The organism is Shinella zoogloeoides (assembly GCF_022682305.1).
GTDB lineage: Bacteria > Pseudomonadota > Alphaproteobacteria > Rhizobiales > Rhizobiaceae > Shinella > Shinella zoogloeoides_B.
Genome location: NZ_CP093528.1, coordinates 1914506 through 1930107 on the forward strand (window position 1 = coordinate 1914506; position 15602 = coordinate 1930107).

Genomic DNA, 15602 nt, shown 5'->3' on the forward strand with positions numbered 1-15602 from the left:
CACAAGGTTTCGTTCAGGCGGCCTTGTCGTCCAGAGGCTGCACATCGGGCTGCTGCCGCTGCATCGCCTGCGCCAGATCGAAATTCGCCTGCATGCCGAGCCATGCGCGCGCCGTGCTGACGCCGGCCCGCTCCAGCCGCACGGCAAGATCGGGGCTGATGGCAGCACGACCATGCAGCACGCGCGACAGCGCAACTCGCGACATGCCGAGACGGCCGGCCGCATCCGTCACCGAAAGGCCGAGCGGCTCAAGCACGTCCTCGCGAAGCAGTTCACCCGGATGGGGAGGAAATTTCATCATCGCCTCGCTCCTCTCAATGATAGTCCCGATAATCGACCAGTTCGACGTCGGCCCCGACGAAGCGGAACGTCACCCGCCAGTTGCCGTTCACCCATACCGACCAATGCCCCTTCATGTCGCCCTTGAGGGCGTGCAGCTTGAAGCCGGGAAGATTCACGTCGGCAGGTCCGCCCGCAACGTCGAGCAGGCCAAGGATACGCCCCAGTTTGGCTGCGTGAGGTGCCTGGATACCCTTGGTCGATCCCGACCTGTAGAAGAGTTCCAGACCCTTATGCCGGAAGCTGACGATCATGACGCAATGTATCGCGTATCGATACGCGATACAAGATCAAACGACGCGCAATCCAAAGCCCTGCATCAGCCGGCACGTGGCGAAATCCGGCCTGCCCGACGTGAAGATGGCGATATCCTCGCCCGGCGCGATGGTTTCCAGCGGCGGCACGAGGCGGCGGGTCTGGCGGGCAATGGCCTCGGCGGGGTCGAGCCAGTCGACGGGCCAGGGGGAAAGCTTGCGGAAGAGATTCGCCATGAAGGGATAATGCGTGCAGGCAAGCACGACGATATCGGTCTTGCGACCCATCTCATCGACGAAGCAGGGGATGATCTCGCTGCGTACGGCCTCGTCGGAGAGGCTTTCACCGCGGATATAGGCCTCGGCCATGCGGGCAAGGTTTCCCGAGCCGACAAGGCGCACGTCGCATTGGCTGGCGAAGGACTGGATAAGGTCGCGCGTATAGGCGCGCTTGACCGTGCCGGGCGTCGCCAGCACCGAGACGAGGCCGGAACGGGTGCGCTCGGCGGCCGGCTTGATGGCCGGAACGGTGCCGACGAAGGGCATGTGCGGGAAGGCCGCGCGCAGATCCGCGCCGACGAGCGTAAAGGCGGTGTTGCAGGCGATGACGCAGACTTCCGGATCGTGTTCATTCAGGAGCTTGCCGAAGAGTTCCACGACATGCGCCTTCAGTGCCGGCTCCTCCCAGCCGCCATAGGGAAAGCCGGCGTCATCGGCCACATAGGTGAAATGCCGCTCCGGCATCAGCACACGGGCTTCGCGCAGCACGGTGAGGCCACCGATGCCGCTGTCGAACATGAGGACAGGCTTGGCGCTATTCGTCGTCACGGGGAACCTTGGGCCGGCGGTTGCGGGTACGGTTGGGATTGGTTGCGCCGCGCGGCGATTCCCGCGTGAAGCGATCGAGGCAAGATATGATGCCGCGCAACACCTGGATCTCCGTGCCGGTGAAGGAAGGACGCGTCAGGATGGCGCGCAGGTTCTCCACCAGTTTGGGCTTTTTTTCGGCGGGCCGGAAGTAACCGCGCGCATCCAGCGTCTCTTCGACGTGATCGAACAGGCCTTGCAACTCCTCCTTCTTGGCGGGCCGCTGCGGCAGCGCGTCGAAGGGCGTGTCCTCGACGGAGGCAAGGCCGCTCTTCATCCACTCGTAGCTCATGAGGAGGACGGCCTGCGCGAGGTTCAGCGAAGCGAAGGCAGGGTTGACCGGGAAGGTCACCAGTTCGTCGGCAAGCGCGATCTCCTCATTGGTGAGGCCCGTGCGTTCGCGGCCGAAGAGGATGCCGGTCTTCTGCCCTATCCGGAAGCGGCTGCGCAGATCATCGGCGGCAACCACCGGCGAGCGCACTTCCTTGTAGCCGTAGCGGTCGCGCGCCGTCGTCGCATAGACGAATTCGAGATCAGCGACCGCCGCCTCCAGCGAGGGATAGACCTTGGCGGCCTCGATGACGTGATCGGCCTTGCTGGCGGCTGAGATCGCCTTCTCGCTCGGCCAGCCGTCACGCGGATTGACGAGGCGCAGTTCCGCCAATCCGAAATTCGCCATGGCGCGCGCCACCATGCCGATATTCTCGCCGAGTTGCGGATGAACGAGGATGATCGCCGGTCCTTCGGCGATCAGCGTGCGTTCGCTGTTCGTGCCTGCCATGCCCATATATCCCTAGAAAACGGGGCCTCACTGGCACAATCGGCCCGAAATGAAAAGTGCGGGCGCGCCTCAGTCCGGATTTTCGACCGCGCCGCCGGCCCCGCCCTTCGCGCCCTCCTCGGCGATCTGCACCAACTCCGCCTTCAGCGACGCGCCTTCCTCGAAGCTGGTGCGGTCGATGTCGTCGATGACCGGCCGGCCATCCTCCTCGACCATTTTGAAGACCAGCTTTTCCGGCTGCCAGTCGGGCGCGCGCTCGCCGAAACAATGGCTGTTGTCGAAGGTGACGGTCACGTCCTCCGCGCCATTCGCCGGCTGGCCCTCGGTTGTCACAACGTCCTTCAACGCGCAGCCGTCCTGCCCGCCAATGATCGGATCGTAATCGAAGGGCGACCCGCCGTCGTCATAGGCGGGGTATTTCGCGGCCTCGCGATACTTGGCGATGAAATCCTTGCTGTAGAGGCGCGTCAGGAAATCCTCGGAGAAATAATCGACATAAGGCGGCGGCGTATCGCTGTCGGTGCCCATGTCCTGCCAATTGCCGGTAGCCGCCGTCATGATCTCCGAGACCGGCGCCTTGAAATCGGCGGCCTCCGCGGAAACCGGAAGCAGAAGGGCGAGCGCAACGAGACCGAAACGCGACATCATGTTCTCCATTGAATGACGGCAGACCCGGACGGGCCGGCAAGCGCCCCTTCCTGGACCGGAATTTTGGCGAAACTTATTCTGCCCGCGCACGAAAATAAACCACCTCATCCCTTGGTCGCCTTTGCCTTCCCGGCCATGGGTGCTATAGGGCCAAGCGGTTCTTTCAAGTCCACGATCCGGGGCGCACGGCCCCTACAAAACACGAGGCTCTCCATGGCAAAGATCAAGGTCGCCAACCCCGTCGTCGAACTCGACGGCGACGAGATGACGCGCATCATCTGGCAGTTCATCAAGGACAAGCTGATCCATCCCTACCTGGATATCGACCTCGAATACTACGACCTCGGCATGGAAAACCGCGACGCCACCGACGACCAGGTGACGATCGACGCGGCCAACGCCATCAAGAAGCACGGCGTCGGCGTCAAGTGCGCCACCATCACGCCGGATGAGGCCCGCGTCGAGGAATTCAAGCTGAAAAAGATGTGGAAGTCGCCGAACGGCACGATCCGCAACATCCTCGGCGGCGTCATCTTCCGCGAGCCGATCATCTGCAAGAACGTGCCGCGCCTCGTTCCGGGCTGGACCAAGCCGATCATCGTCGGCCGCCACGCCTTCGGCGACCAGTACCGCGCCACCGACTTCAAGTTCCCCGGCAAGGGCAAGCTGACGATGAAGTTCGTCGGCGAGGACGGCAAGGAAATCGAATACGACGTCTTCGACGCGCCGTCCGCCGGCGTCGCCATGGGCATGTACAACCTCGACGATTCGATCACCGAATTCGCCCGCGCCTCGTTCAACTACGGCCTGCAGCGCAAGGTGCCGGTGTATCTGTCCACCAAGAACACCATCCTCAAGGTCTATGACGGCCGCTTCAAGGATATCTTCCAGCAGGTCTTCGACGCCGAATTCGCCGACAAGTTCAAGGAAGCCAAGATCTGGTACGAACACCGCCTGATCGACGACATGGTCGCCTCGGCGCTGAAGTGGTCCGGCGGCTATGTCTGGGCCTGCAAGAACTATGACGGCGACGTGCAGTCCGACATCGTGGCCCAGGGCTTCGGCTCGCTCGGCCTGATGACCTCGGTCCTCATGACGCCGGATGGCAAGACGGTCGAAGCCGAAGCCGCGCACGGCACGGTGACGCGCCACTACCGCCAGCACCAGAAGGGCGAGGAAACCTCGACCAACTCCATCGCCTCGATCTTCGCCTGGACCCGTGGCCTTGCCCACCGCGCCAAGCTGGACGGCAACACCGAGCTGGCGAAGTTCTCCGAGACGCTGGAACGCGTTTGCGTGGAAACGGTCGAGTCCGGCTTCATGACCAAGGACCTCGCGCTCCTCATCGGTCCCGACCAGCCGTGGCTCTCCACGACGGGCTTCCTCGACAAGATCGACGAGAACCTCAAGAAGGCCATGACGGCCTGAACTGAAAACACCCTGGAAAAGCCCGGCCAAGCACCGGGCTTTTTCTTTTGCGCCCTTGCGGCAACGGCATCGTGCCCTATCCTCCCGCTCGCCCCTGCACAGGAGAAAGCCATGGCCGACGAACTGATATTCTACAGCAACCCCATGTCGCGCGGCCGCATCGCCCGCTGGATGCTGGAGGAAGCAGGCGCGCCCTACCGCGTCGAATGGCTGGCTTTCGAAGGCTCGATCAAGTCGCCCGACTATCTCGCGATCAACCCGATGGGCAAGGTGCCTGCCATCCGCCACGGCAAGACGGTCGTCACCGAAGCCGCCGCGATCTGCGCCTATATGGCGGACGCCTTCCCCGAGGCGGGCCTTGCGCCGCCGACAAACCAGCGCGGGGATTACTATCGCTGGCTCTTCTTCGCGGCCGGGCCGCTGGAAATGGCCGTTTCCGTCAAGGCCTTCGGGCTGGCGGTGCCGAAGGAGCGCGAGCGCAGCATCGGCAGCGGCAGCTACGAATCGGTGATGGACACCCTCGCCTACGCCGTCACGCGCCATCCCTACATCACCGGCGACCTCTTCACGGCGGCCGATGTCTATGTCGGCTCGCATATCAGTTGGGGCCTGCAATTCGGCACGCTCGAAGCCCGGCCGGAATTCACGGCCTATTGGGACCGCCTGAAGGACCGCCCCGCCTATCTCAAGGCGAAGGCCCTCGACGACGAGGAGATGCACCGCCAGCTTGCCGCAGCGAAGGGCTGACAGGCGTCACCGCACGTCTCTTTCACCATCCTCGGGCTTGTCCCAAGAATCTGCCGACGCACCCGAAATTGCAGCTTTTGCAGATGCTTGGCACAAGGCCTAGCATCACGCACTGGGTGGCGAAATTAGAAGGACAACACCACGTCTCGCTAAGCCGCCGCGGCCACCGATTGAAGCGGCAAGCAAATCTCCGTCAAAAGCTCATTCGGCGGCACTTCGCGCGGATTGTTGAGATAGGCTTCGAACATCACCTCGTCGCGGATCGAGCGGCCGGAGGCTGGCAGCCAGGTGCCGTAGAGCCAGCGGTACGCCGCGCCCATATTGGCATAGGGTCCCTTGTGGCGCAGGACGGCATAGTCGCCGCCGGCCAGCATGCGTGACACCAGCGGCGCCTCGGCCGGAACGTCCGCGCCGGCCGTCACGCAGGCGAAGGAACGCAGCTTTTCCTCCACAACGAGATCGGGATCGTCGAGGAAAAGGCCGATCATCCGCATGTCCGGCTGAAAGATGTTACGGGAGAACAGTGTGCCGTAGAGCGCCTCGAAGGCCTTGCCGATGCCCATATAGGAACCGGAATGGGGAACGCAGAGCAGCCTCTGCGCGGGAAGAGTGGTGATGGCGACGTCGAACATGCGGGAGGACTCCTTGTCGTTTCCAGGGGCGTAGGCGCGATGGGATCCCTCCCTCCGGTAGCGCGCCGGCGGCATGCCATAGGCAGCCGCGAAGGTGCGCGTGAAGGATTGCAGGTTGGGATAGCCCCAGCGCGCGGCGATGTCCCGCACGGAGCGCTCGCTACGCACCAGATCGCCGGCCGCACGATGCAGGCGCAGGCGGCGGACGGTCGTCGCCAGCGTCTCGTTGTGCACGGCGCGGTAGACCCGGTGCCAGTGATGGGCGGAAAGGCAGGCGATCTCCGACAGCCGGTCGAGGTCCATGTCCTCGTCCAGATGCTCGTGGATATAGGCCGAGACGCGCAGCAACCGCTTCTCGTATGTCGCCCAGATCTCGCTTTCGCCCATGCCGTTTCCCTCTCGTCGGAACGCATTCAACCAAGCACGGCGCGATTTCACAAATCCTGCGCTCTTGCCGCGCCCTGCAATTTTCGCAAGGCTTTGCGCTCCGTCATTGCAAAATCGGGCGACTCGGCGTGAAATCCCCTCGCCGGCCCCTTTTCCAACCCACCGGCCTTCCGAGGCTCCCATGACGGATACATTGATGCCGAAGCTCGCCAGCGTCTTCGCGGAGGGCTACGGACCAGCGCGCCTGCGGGCCGATGCACTTTCCGGGCTGACGGTGGCGATTGTCGCGCTGCCGCTTTCCATGGCCATCGCCATCGCCTCCGGCGTCACGCCGGACCGGGGACTGTATACGGCCATCGTCGGCGGTTTCCTCGTTTCCGCGCTCGGCGGCAGCCGGTTCCAGGTGGGCGGCCCGGCGGGCGCCTTCATCGTTCTCGTCGCGGCGACCGTCGCGCGCCACGGCGTCGAAGGGTTGCTGCTCGCCACCTTCCTTTCCGGCCTGATGCTGGCGGCAGCCGGCTATCTGAGGCTTGGAAAATATATCAAGTTCATCCCCTATCCCGTGACGGTCGGCTTCACCGCCGGCATCGCCGTGATCATTTTCGCCAGCCAGATCAGCGAACTCTTCGGCCTGAGACTCGATGGCCGCGAACCAGGACCGATCCTCGAAAAGCTCACCGCGCTCTGGGCGGCAAGGGAAAGCTTCAATCCGGCCGCCTTCGGCGTCGCGGGACTGACCGTCGCGATCATCCTGCTCCTGCGCCGTCTGCGTCCCTCCTGGCCGCACCTCCTGATCGCCGTCACGGTCGCCTCCGTCGCGACGGCCCTCCTCTCGCTGCCGGCGGAGACGATCGGCACGCGTTTCGGCGGCATACCGCGCAGCCTGCCGGTGCCGGCGCTGCCGTCCTTTTCACCGGACCTCGTCCTCGCCGTGCTGCCCGACGCGGTAGCCTTCGCCCTGCTCGGCGCCATCGAATCGCTGCTGTCGGCAGTCGTGGCGGACGGCATGACCGGCCGGCGGCATCGCTCCAGCATGGAACTGGTCGCACAGGGCTTCGCCAATGTTGGCTCGGCGCTCTTCGGCGGCATCTGCGTGACCGGCACCATCGCCCGCACTGCCACGAACGTGCGCTCGGGCGCCACCAGCCCGGTCTCCGGCATGCTGCATGCCGCCTTCCTGCTTCTCTTCATGCTCGTCGCCGCGCCGCTCGCCAGCTATATCCCGCTTGCCGCCCTTGCCGGCGTGCTCGCCGTCGTCGCCTTCAACATGGTGGAGCGCCCGGCCATCGCCGCCCTGCTGCGCGCCTCGCGGGGCGACGCCGCCGTACTCGCCGTCACCTTCCTGCTCGTCGTCTTCCGCGACCTGACGGAGGGCATCGTCGTCGGCTTCCTGCTCGGGGCCGTGCTTTTCATCGACCGCATGGGCAAGGCCGTGAACATCCGCGAGGAAAGCGTGCCGCGCCTCGTGCGCGCCATAGAGGAGGCCGGCGAGGATGGAAGCGCGCCGGAGCGGCCGGTGGTGGCGGACGATCCCGATACGGTGATCTACCGCATCAGCGGCGTGTTCTTCTTCGGCGCGGCGGCCAGCGTCGGCTCGGTGCTCGATCGCATCGCCGACCAGCGGCGCAACTTCGTGCTCGACTGCACGGATGTGCCGCTGCTCGATTCCACGGCCGCAAGCGTCATCGAGGGGCTGGTGCGCAAGGCGGAGCGCACGGGCGTGCGCGTCTTCATCGCAGGGCTGAAACCCGAGCTGCGCAAGCTGCTGGAGGCCCATGATCTGCACGCGCCGCGCCTGACCTTCAGCCCCGGTGTCGACGCCGCCATGGCCGAGATCGCTGCAAGCAGGCCAGATCGTTAGCTGGCTATCGATGCATCCGCGGCCGGCGGGCGCATGCGTTCGGCAAGCTCGGCAAGCATGCCGCCCGGCGTTGCCCGCATCACCCGGTTGCGGCCGGCTTCCTTGGCCGCATAGAGCGCATTATCGGCGGCTGAATGCAGGCGGTCGAAATCCGCCCCGACAGTGGCCACATCCGCAAGGCCGACGCTGACCGAAACGCCGATCTCCCGGCCCTCGCACACCACGGACATGGCCGCGACGTCGGCGCGCAGCATTTCGGCGAATGCCTGCGCCCTGTCGATATCGTGGCGCGGCGCGAAGAGCGCGAACTCCTCGCCGCCGAAACGGCTGAACAGCATGCCTTCCTCCAGCGAGGCGGAGACCTGCGCGGAAAAACGCTTTAGCACCACGTCACCGGCGACGTGGCCGTGGCTGTCGTTGATCGCCTTGAAACGGTCGAGGTCGAAAACCATCAGCGTGCCCTGCGCCTTACGGGAAAGGCGGGCCTGCATGTCCTCGAGGAACGATCCGCGATTGGCGATGCCGGTCAGCCCATCGGTGCGCGAGGCCTGCCGGTACAGCGCCTCGCCGCGCTCCTTGATGAGCACCAGCATGGCGACGGCGGCCAGGATCGTATGGGCGAAAAGCTCCAGCGAGAAGGCCGCGAACCATGCGGAATAGGCCGTTCCATGGGCGAACGAGGCGGGAAAGAGCAGCGCCATCGGAATGCGCAGGGAATAGATGATGCCGTGGCTGAGGAAGAAGATGGCGGACATGGTGCGCGTCGGCAGCGGCTCGCGGCTGCGCCCACGCAGGATATCGATCCCCATCCAGAGGGAATAGGCGGTGATGATCACCGAACTGACGACGATGCGGTTGTTCACGTCGTCCGTGACCTTCGGCACTAGCAGATAAGCAAGGCACCAGAGGACGGGACCGGCCAGCACGACCGACAGATAGGCCGGCCGCCGGTCGAAGACCCGGAACCCCGCCCACATCAGGGCATAGCCGAGCGCCGCCAGCATGTTGCTGAACCCCACGGTCAGCATCGGCAGCCCCATGGGACGCAGCGCATAGAGAAGGGTGCAGAGGGAGCCTACCCACATGGAAAGGCACCAGTATCCGGCGGCGGCATGCCGCCGGTCGGTCAGCCAGACCTGCAGCATGAATATCCCGACGACCATGGTCGACAGGAAGGTACAGATCATCAAGGTCGATATGCTGACGACATTTTCAATCAAGGCATGCACTCCAAGCGTGCAGAGCCTAAAGATAAACATTGAAGACTTCGCAAACGCGAACGGCGGACCGAAGCCCGCCGTCACAGCCTTGAACTTTCGAAGGAAACGTCAGCCGGCGATGGCCGCGGCAACCGCCTCGATGGCGTCCGCCGCCTTGCTGCCGTCCGGACCGCCGGCCTGCGCCATGTCGGGACGTCCGCCACCGCCCTTGCCGCCGAGCGCCTCGGAGGCGCGACGCACCAGATCGACGGCGCTGAACCGGCCGGTCAGGTCGTCCGTCACGGCGACCACGGCGCTCGCCTTGCCATCCGCCGACACGCCGACGAAGGTGACGACGCCGGAACCGAGACTCTTCTTGCCCTCGTCCGCAAGGCTCTTCAGGTCCTTCGGCTCGACGCCGGTAACGGCCTTGCCGAGATACTTGACGCCGGCGACCTCACGCACGCCATCGTCGCCGCCGGCCGAGCCGCCGGAAAGCGCCAGCTTCTTCTTGGCCTCGGTCAGCTCGCGCTCCAGCTTGCGGCGCTCATCGACCAGCGCCTCGACGCGGGAAAGCACTTCGCCCGGCTGGGCCTTCAGCGTGGTGGCAAGCGCCTTCACGCGCTCGTCCTGCTCGGCGAGATAGGCGCGGGCCGCCTCACCGGTCAGCGCCTCGAGGCGGCGAACGCCGGAACCGACGGCACTGTCGGAGAGGATGCGCACCAGACCGATCTCACCCGTGGCGGAAACATGCGTGCCACCGCAAAGCTCGACCGAATAGGACCGGTTCGCCTTGGCGCCGCGAACGCCCGTGCCCATGGAAACGACGCGCACCTCATCGCCGTATTTTTCGCCGAAGAGCGCCATCGCGCCCTCGGCAATGGCGTCGTCCACCGTCATCAAACGGGTGGTGACCGGCGAATTCTGCACGATGATCTCGTTCGCCATATCCTCGATGACGCGCAGCTCTTCCGCCGTCATCGGCTTGGGATGCGAGACGTCGAAGCGCAGGCGTTCCGGCGCGACCAGCGAGCCTTTCTGGGCGACATGGGTGCCGAGCACCTCACGCAGCGCCTCGTGCAGCAGGTGGGTCGCCGAATGGTTGGCGCGAAGGCGCGAGCGGCGGGCGTGATCGACCGTCAGCGCAACGGCGTCGCCGATCTTCAGCGTGCCTTCGACGACGGTCGCGACATGCACGAAGAGGCCTTCGCCCTTCTTCTGCGTGTCCGCGACGGTGAGCCGGGCATTATCGGCGGAAATCGTGCCGGTATCGCCCATCTGGCCGCCGGATTCGCCATAGAACGGCGTCTGGTTGATGACAAGCTGCACCTGATCGCCGGCATTGGCGGCCTCGACCGCCTTGCCGTCGCGCACGATCGCCTGGACGACGCCTTCGGCGGTCTCGGTGTCGTAGCCGAGGAATTCGCTCGCACCGAGCTTTTCCTTCAGCTCGAACCAGATAGTCTCCGTCGCCTTGTCGCCGGAGCCGGCCCAGTGCGAGCGGGCTTCGGCCTTCTGGCGCTCCATGGCGTCCGTGAAGCCGGAAAGGTCGACGCCGATTTCGCGGGCGCGCAGCGCGTCCTGGGTCAGGTCGAGCGGGAAGCCGTAGGTGTCGTAGAGCTTGAAGGCGGTCTCACCATCCAGCATATCGCCCTTGCCGAGCGTGTCGGTGGCGTCGGAAAGCAGGTTCAGGCCGCGCTCCAGCGTCGTGCGGAAACGGGTCTCCTCCAGCTTCAGCGTCTCGGAGATCAGCGCCTCGGCGCGCTGCAACTCGGGATAGGCGCGGCCCATCTCGCCGACCAGCGTGGGCAGCAGCTTCCACATCAGCGGTTCCTTCGCGCCGAGAAGCTGGGCATGGCGCATGGCGCGGCGCATGATGCGGCGCAGCACGTAGCCGCGGCCGTCCTTGGCCGGCAGGACACCGTCGGCGATCAGGAAGGCGGAGGAGCGCAGGTGGTCGGCGATGACGCGGTGGCTGGCGCGGGCCTCGCCCTCGGCGGCCACGCCGGTCGCCTCCACGGAGGCGTCGATCAGCGCGCGGAAGAGGTCGATGTCATAGTTGTCGTGCTTGCCCTGGAGCAGCGCGGCGATGCGCTCGAGGCCCATGCCGGTGTCGATGGACGGACGCGGCAGGTCGACGCGCTCTTCCTTCGTGATCTGCTCGAACTGCATGAAGACAAGGTTCCAGATCTCGATGAAGCGGTCGCCGTCCTCTTCCAGCGAGCCGGGCGGACCGCCCCAGATATGGTCGCCGTGGTCGTAGAAGATTTCCGAACAGGGACCGCACGGGCCGGTATCGCCCATTGCCCAGAAATTGTCGCTGGTCGGGATACGGATGATGCGGTCGTCGGAAAAGCCGGCGATCTTCTTCCAGAGGTCGAAGGCCTGATCGTCCGTGTGGTAGACGGTGACGAGCAGACGGCTCTTGTCGATGCCGAATTCCTTCGTGATCAGGTTCCAGGCAAGCTCGATGGCGCGCTCCTTGAAGTAGTCGCCGAAGGAGAAGTTACCGAGCATCTCGAAGAAGGTGTGATGGCGTGCGGTATAGCCGACATTGTCGAGGTCGTTGTGCTTGCCGCCGGCACGCACGCATTTCTGCGCCGTCGCCGCCGTGGAATAGGGACGTGTTTCAAGACCGGTGAAGACATTTTTGAACTGCACCATGCCCGCATTGGTGAACATCAGCGTCGGGTCGTTGCGCGGCACGAGCGGGCTGGAGGAAACGACCTCGTGGCCTTCCCTGCGGAAATAGTCGAGGAAAGTCGACCGGATCTCATTCACGCCGCTCATATCGCGTCCTTCATCCTGGCGCTGCCTGTCCATGAGGCCGCGCATCATCCACCCAATGTCACCTTCGGCGGAGGCGAAACCGCTCCACCGGCCGGAGTGCCCGCCGGATGCCCCTTCGGGCGCTCCATCCGCCAATTCCGCCGAAACTGCACACGCCGGCCGCCTTTCCCTGGAAAGGCCTTGAAACCGCGGGCGCGCGCGAGAATTGAAGGCTTTTATCGTCCGCACCCTTCCCTGTCCAGACACCAAAAAACCGGCCTTTCATGAAGAAGAGGCCGGTTTCCGGGTTATCGTTCCGCAGGAGGCGCTATCGCAAACCGATCCGTTTCATGCGGAGGGGCACAAGGCGCCGGGAGCGATCAGGGTTCGCCGTCGCCGCCGTCATTCGGGTCCGGGCCGCCGTTTTCGAGGAAGCGGTCGGCGATCAGGCCGGCGTTCTGGCGCAGCGCCGTCTCGATCTCGCGGGCGAGATCCGGGTTGTCGCGCAGGAACGTCTTGGCATTCTCGCGGCCCTGGCCGAGGCGCTGGCTGTTGTAGGAGAACCAGGCGCCGGATTTTTCAACGATGCCGGCTTTGACGCCGAGGTCGATGAGTTCACCCGTCTTGGAGACCCCTTCGCCATACATGATGTCGAACTCGACCTGCTTGAAGGGCGGGGCCATCTTGTTCTTGACGACCTTGACGCGGGTCTGGTTGCCGATCACCTCGTCGCGCTCCTTGACCGCGCCGATGCGGCGGATGTCGAGGCGGACGGAGGCGTAGAACTTCAGCGCGTTGCCGCCGGTCGTGACTTCCGGCGAACCGTAGACGACGCCGATCTTCATGCGGATCTGGTTGATGAAGATGACCATCGTGTTGGACTTGGAGATCGAGGCCGTCAGCTTGCGCAGCGCCTGGCTCATCAGGCGGGCCTGGAGGCCCGGCAGGCTTTCGCCCATCTCGCCCTCGATTTCGGCGCGCGGCGTGAGGGCTGCGACCGAGTCGACGACGAGAACGTCGATGGCGCCGGAGCGCACCAGCGTATCGGTGATCTCGAGCGCCTGTTCACCGGTGTCAGGCTGCGAGATCAGCAGGTTCTCCAGATCGACGCCGAGCTTGCGGGCATAGACCGGGTCGAGCGCGTGCTCGGCATCGACGAAGGCACAGATGCCGCCCTTCTTCTGGGATTCGGCGATGGTCTGGAGCGCGAGCGTCGTCTTGCCCGAGCTTTCCGGACCGTAGATCTCGATGATGCGGCCCTTCGGCAGGCCGCCGATGCCAAGCGCAACGTCGAGGCTGAGCGAGCCCGTCGAGACCGTCTCGACCTCGATGACGCTGTCCTTTCCGCCGAGCTTCATGATGGAGCCCTTGCCGAACGAGCGCTCGATCTGGGAGAGAGCCGCTTCGAGTGCCTTGCTTTTATCCACTGTTTTATCCTCTACGAGCCGCAAAGTGTTCTGTGCCATTTGGTCCACCTTTAGGTTATTGAAGCAAGACAGGCAACGAAGCCGCCGATGAAAGCTATGTACACATTTTGTTCTTATTTTGCAAGACACATTCATCCCATTGAATGATTTTGATAATCGAGAGCGTGTTCTATTTTCGTTTCAGGTGGATAAGCGCCATGCAGGAACAGGAGAAAGCCCGCCGCCGGGCACGGCCGCGACGGCCGAATCGGCGGGCGGGACGCGAAGGAAGACGATGACCGTGAGGACGATACTGGTGATGGGCGGCGCCCATGTGGACAGGCGCGGACGGATCGCCGGCGAGACCGTGCCGGGAGCGAGCAACCCGGGCGCCTGGTTCGTGGAAGCGGGCGGCGGGGCCTTCAACGCGGCGCGCAATCTCGCGCGGCTCGGCCATCGGGTGCGGCTCGTTTCGCCGCGCGGCGGGGATGCGGACGGCGATATCGTCGCCGCGGCCGCCGAGGCAGCGGGCGTCGAGGACACGCCCTTCACCTTCCTCGATCGGGCGACGCCGAGCTATACGGCGATCATCGAGCGGGACGGCAACCTCGTCATCGCGCTTGCCGACATGGAGCTTTACCGGCTGTTCTCCCCGCGCCGCCTGCAGCAGCGGGCGATGCGCGAGGCGATGCAGGCGGCCGGCCTCATCCTCACCGACGCCAATCTTCCGGCTGAAACGCTCGCCGCCATGACCGGCGCGGCCAGGACGGCGGGCGTGCCGATCGCCGGCATCGCCATCTCGCCGGCAAAGGTGGTGCGGTTCCAGGAAAGCCTTTCCGCCCTCGCCTTCCTGTTCATGAACGAGGCGGAGGCGCGCACGCTGACGGGAGAGGCGCCGGACGATCCCGCCGACTGGCCGAAGGCGCTACGCGCCACCGGCCTTGCCGCCGGCGTCGTGACGCGCGGCGGCCGGGGCGTGATCGCCTTCGACCAGGAGAGCGCAGCGCTGGTGGTTCCGCCGGATATCCCGGCGCTCGGCGACGTCACCGGCGCGGGCGATTCGCTCGCCTCCGGCTTCCTCAGCGCCTGGACGGGCGGCGCGACGATTTGCGAAGCCCTGCGCCATGGCGTCGCGGCGGCGGCGATCACCGTCCGCTCGCCGCTGGCCGTCGCCGAGGAAATGTCGAGGACGGCGCTTGCGGATGCACTTTCGCTTGTGCCGGACGCCGAAATCCTGTCATGAGACTTTTTTGCTCAAAATCCCGAGCAAGACTCCCCTGAGGACTCTCCAAGGAAACAGCATGACCAGATCAGCCTCCCCCCTCCTGCCCATGCGCACTTCGGCCGAGGTCGCCGCCGCCAAGGAACGCGGCGCACCCATCGTCGCCCTCGAATCGACCATCATCACGCACGGCATGCCCTATCCGGGCAATCTCGACATGGCCCGCAGCGTCGAGCGCATCATCCGTGAACAGGGCGCCGTGCCGGCCACCATCGCCGTCATCGACGGCGTGCTGCATATCGGCCTAGAAGACGCCGAACTCGAAGCATTGTCGAAGACCGAAGGCGCGATGAAGGTCTCGCGCGCCGACATCGCCTTCGCCATCGCCGAGCGCCGCACCGGCGCCACCACGGTCGCCGCCACCATGATCGGCGCGGCCCGCGCCGGCATCAAGGTCTTCGCCACCGGCGGCATCGGCGGCGTGCATCGCGGCGCGGAAGAGAGCTTCGACATTTCCGCCGACCTCGAGGAACTGGCGCGCACCGGCGTCATCGTCATCTGCGCCGGCGCCAAGGCGATCCTCGACATTCCGAAGACGCTGGAAGTGCTGGAAACCCGCGGCGTGCCGGTCGTCACCTATGACAGCCCGGTCTTCCCGGCCTTCTGGTCGCGCGATTCCGGCCTTGCCAGCCCGCTGACCCTGAACAGCCCGGCCGCCATCGCCAATTTCCAGAAGGTGCGCGACCAGCTCGGCATCAATGGCGGCATGCTGATCGCCAATCCCGTGCCGAAGGCGGACGAGATTCCGCGCGACGAGATGGAAATCTATATCGCCCGCGCGATCGACAATGCCGAACGCGACGAGATCACCGGCAAGGCCGTGACGCCCTACCTCCTCGACAACCTCTTCCACCTGACGGACGGCCGCAGCCTGAAGACGAATATCGCGCTGGTGGAAAACAATGCGCGGCTCGCGGCGGAAATCGCCGTGGCGATGATCGATTGATCATGGAGAGCGGCCGGTTCTCCCGGCCGCTTTCGGACTGCCGCAAGGGTCCGAAC

Annotated in this window: 14 protein-coding genes; 5 read left to right on the forward strand and 9 right to left on the reverse strand. The window is 65.0% G+C overall.

Annotated elements, in window-relative coordinates; translation table 11 throughout:
- Nucleotides 1-13 precede the first annotated feature (13 nt).
- From MOE34_RS09830 to MOE34_RS09850, 5 genes are all read right to left on the reverse strand, one after another.
- Nucleotides 14-301: a HigA family addiction module antitoxin gene (locus MOE34_RS09830; protein ID WP_242223256.1), complete on the reverse strand. Its 288-nt coding sequence runs from the start codon at nt 299-301 to the stop codon at nt 14-16.
- Between the two features lie 13 nt (nt 302-314).
- Nucleotides 315-593, reverse strand: a complete 279-nt coding sequence (locus MOE34_RS09835) for a type II toxin-antitoxin system RelE/ParE family toxin (protein ID WP_242223258.1) — start codon at nt 591-593, stop codon at nt 315-317.
- 36 nt (nt 594-629) lie between these two features.
- Nucleotides 630-1391 (reverse strand): glutamate racemase, encoded by a 762-nt coding sequence (gene murI, locus MOE34_RS09840; RefSeq protein WP_242223880.1) that lies wholly within the window; start codon nt 1389-1391, stop codon nt 630-632.
- 16 nt (nt 1392-1407) lie between these two features.
- Nucleotides 1408-2241: an RNA methyltransferase gene (locus MOE34_RS09845; protein ID WP_242223260.1), complete on the reverse strand. Its 834-nt coding sequence runs from the start codon at nt 2239-2241 to the stop codon at nt 1408-1410.
- Between the two features lie 69 nt (nt 2242-2310).
- The gene (locus tag MOE34_RS09850; RefSeq protein WP_242223262.1) at nt 2311-2889 is read right to left on the reverse strand and encodes a hypothetical protein; all 579 of its coding nucleotides are present in this window, start codon (nt 2887-2889) and stop codon (nt 2311-2313) included.
- Nucleotides 2890-3102: 213 nt separating this feature from the next.
- Here MOE34_RS09850 and MOE34_RS09855 point away from each other — a divergent pair, with 213 nt between their 5' ends.
- Entirely contained in the window at nt 3103-4317 is a 1215-nt protein-coding gene (locus MOE34_RS09855; protein WP_242223264.1) for an NADP-dependent isocitrate dehydrogenase, read from the forward strand.
- Between the two features lie 111 nt (nt 4318-4428).
- A complete protein-coding gene (locus MOE34_RS09860) occupies nt 4429-5064 on the forward strand; it encodes a glutathione S-transferase family protein (RefSeq protein WP_242223266.1) in 636 nt (211 codons plus the stop codon).
- Nucleotides 5065-5213: 149 nt separating this feature from the next.
- Here the strand turns inward: MOE34_RS09860 and MOE34_RS09865 are convergent, their stop codons facing one another.
- A complete protein-coding gene (locus MOE34_RS09865) occupies nt 5214-6083 on the reverse strand; it encodes an AraC family transcriptional regulator (RefSeq protein WP_242223268.1) in 870 nt (289 codons plus the stop codon).
- A 181-nt stretch (nt 6084-6264) separates the two neighbouring features.
- Between MOE34_RS09865 and MOE34_RS09870 the strand changes: the two genes are divergently transcribed.
- Nucleotides 6265-7944, forward strand: a complete 1680-nt coding sequence (locus tag MOE34_RS09870) for a SulP family inorganic anion transporter (RefSeq protein ID WP_242223270.1) — start codon at nt 6265-6267, stop codon at nt 7942-7944.
- On the opposite strand, the gene MOE34_RS09875 is transcribed toward MOE34_RS09870, so the two are convergent.
- The 3 genes from MOE34_RS09875 to recA form a co-directional block, all read right to left on the reverse strand.
- Nucleotides 7941-9164 (reverse strand): GGDEF domain-containing protein, encoded by a 1224-nt coding sequence (locus tag MOE34_RS09875; protein WP_242223272.1) that lies wholly within the window; start codon nt 9162-9164, stop codon nt 7941-7943. The genes MOE34_RS09870 and MOE34_RS09875 overlap by 4 nt on opposite strands.
- Before the next feature lie 108 nt (nt 9165-9272).
- A complete protein-coding gene (alaS, locus tag MOE34_RS09880) occupies nt 9273-11933 on the reverse strand; it encodes an alanine--tRNA ligase (protein ID WP_242223274.1) in 2661 nt (886 codons plus the stop codon).
- Between the two features lie 359 nt (nt 11934-12292).
- The gene (gene recA, locus MOE34_RS09885; protein ID WP_242223277.1) at nt 12293-13378 is read right to left on the reverse strand and encodes a recombinase RecA; all 1086 of its coding nucleotides are present in this window, start codon (nt 13376-13378) and stop codon (nt 12293-12295) included.
- A 235-nt stretch (nt 13379-13613) separates the two neighbouring features.
- Between recA and MOE34_RS09890 the strand changes: the two genes are divergently transcribed.
- Complete coding sequence (locus MOE34_RS09890; protein ID WP_242223279.1) at nt 13614-14561, forward strand: carbohydrate kinase family protein; 948 nt, start codon at nt 13614-13616, stop codon at nt 14559-14561.
- Between the two features lie 58 nt (nt 14562-14619).
- Entirely contained in the window at nt 14620-15546 is a 927-nt protein-coding gene (locus tag MOE34_RS09895) for a pseudouridine-5'-phosphate glycosidase (protein ID WP_242223281.1), read from the forward strand.
- Nucleotides 15547-15602 lie beyond the last annotated feature (56 nt).

What these genes read in the sequence shown, in the direction of transcription:
- alaS (WP_242223274.1), bottom strand. Translation starts at nt 11,933, where the DNA reads ATGAGCGGCGTGAATGAGATCCGGTCGACTTTCCTCGACTATTTCCGC.
- MOE34_RS09865 (WP_242223268.1), bottom strand. Translation starts at nt 6,083, where the DNA reads ATGGGCGAAAGCGAGATCTGGGCGACATACGAGAAGCGGTTGCTGCGC.
- MOE34_RS09860 (WP_242223266.1), top strand. Translation starts at nt 4,429, where the DNA reads ATGGCCGACGAACTGATATTCTACAGCAACCCCATGTCGCGCGGCCGC.
- MOE34_RS09855 (WP_242223264.1), top strand. Translation starts at nt 3,103, where the DNA reads ATGGCAAAGATCAAGGTCGCCAACCCCGTCGTCGAACTCGACGGCGAC.
- MOE34_RS09850 (WP_242223262.1), bottom strand. Translation starts at nt 2,889, where the DNA reads ATGATGTCGCGTTTCGGTCTCGTTGCGCTCGCCCTTCTGCTTCCGGTT.
- MOE34_RS09830 (WP_242223256.1), bottom strand. Translation starts at nt 301, where the DNA reads ATGATGAAATTTCCTCCCCATCCGGGTGAACTGCTTCGCGAGGACGTG.
- MOE34_RS09890 (WP_242223279.1), top strand. Translation starts at nt 13,614, where the DNA reads ATGACCGTGAGGACGATACTGGTGATGGGCGGCGCCCATGTGGACAGG.
- recA (WP_242223277.1), bottom strand. Translation starts at nt 13,378, where the DNA reads ATGGCACAGAACACTTTGCGGCTCGTAGAGGATAAAACAGTGGATAAA.
- MOE34_RS09845 (WP_242223260.1), bottom strand. Translation starts at nt 2,241, where the DNA reads ATGGCAGGCACGAACAGCGAACGCACGCTGATCGCCGAAGGACCGGCG.
- murI (WP_242223880.1), bottom strand. Translation starts at nt 1,391, where the DNA reads ATGTTCGACAGCGGCATCGGTGGCCTCACCGTGCTGCGCGAAGCCCGT.
- MOE34_RS09895 (WP_242223281.1), top strand. Translation starts at nt 14,620, where the DNA reads ATGACCAGATCAGCCTCCCCCCTCCTGCCCATGCGCACTTCGGCCGAG.
- MOE34_RS09835 (WP_242223258.1), bottom strand. Translation starts at nt 593, where the DNA reads ATGATCGTCAGCTTCCGGCATAAGGGTCTGGAACTCTTCTACAGGTCG.
- MOE34_RS09870 (WP_242223270.1), top strand. Translation starts at nt 6,265, where the DNA reads ATGACGGATACATTGATGCCGAAGCTCGCCAGCGTCTTCGCGGAGGGC.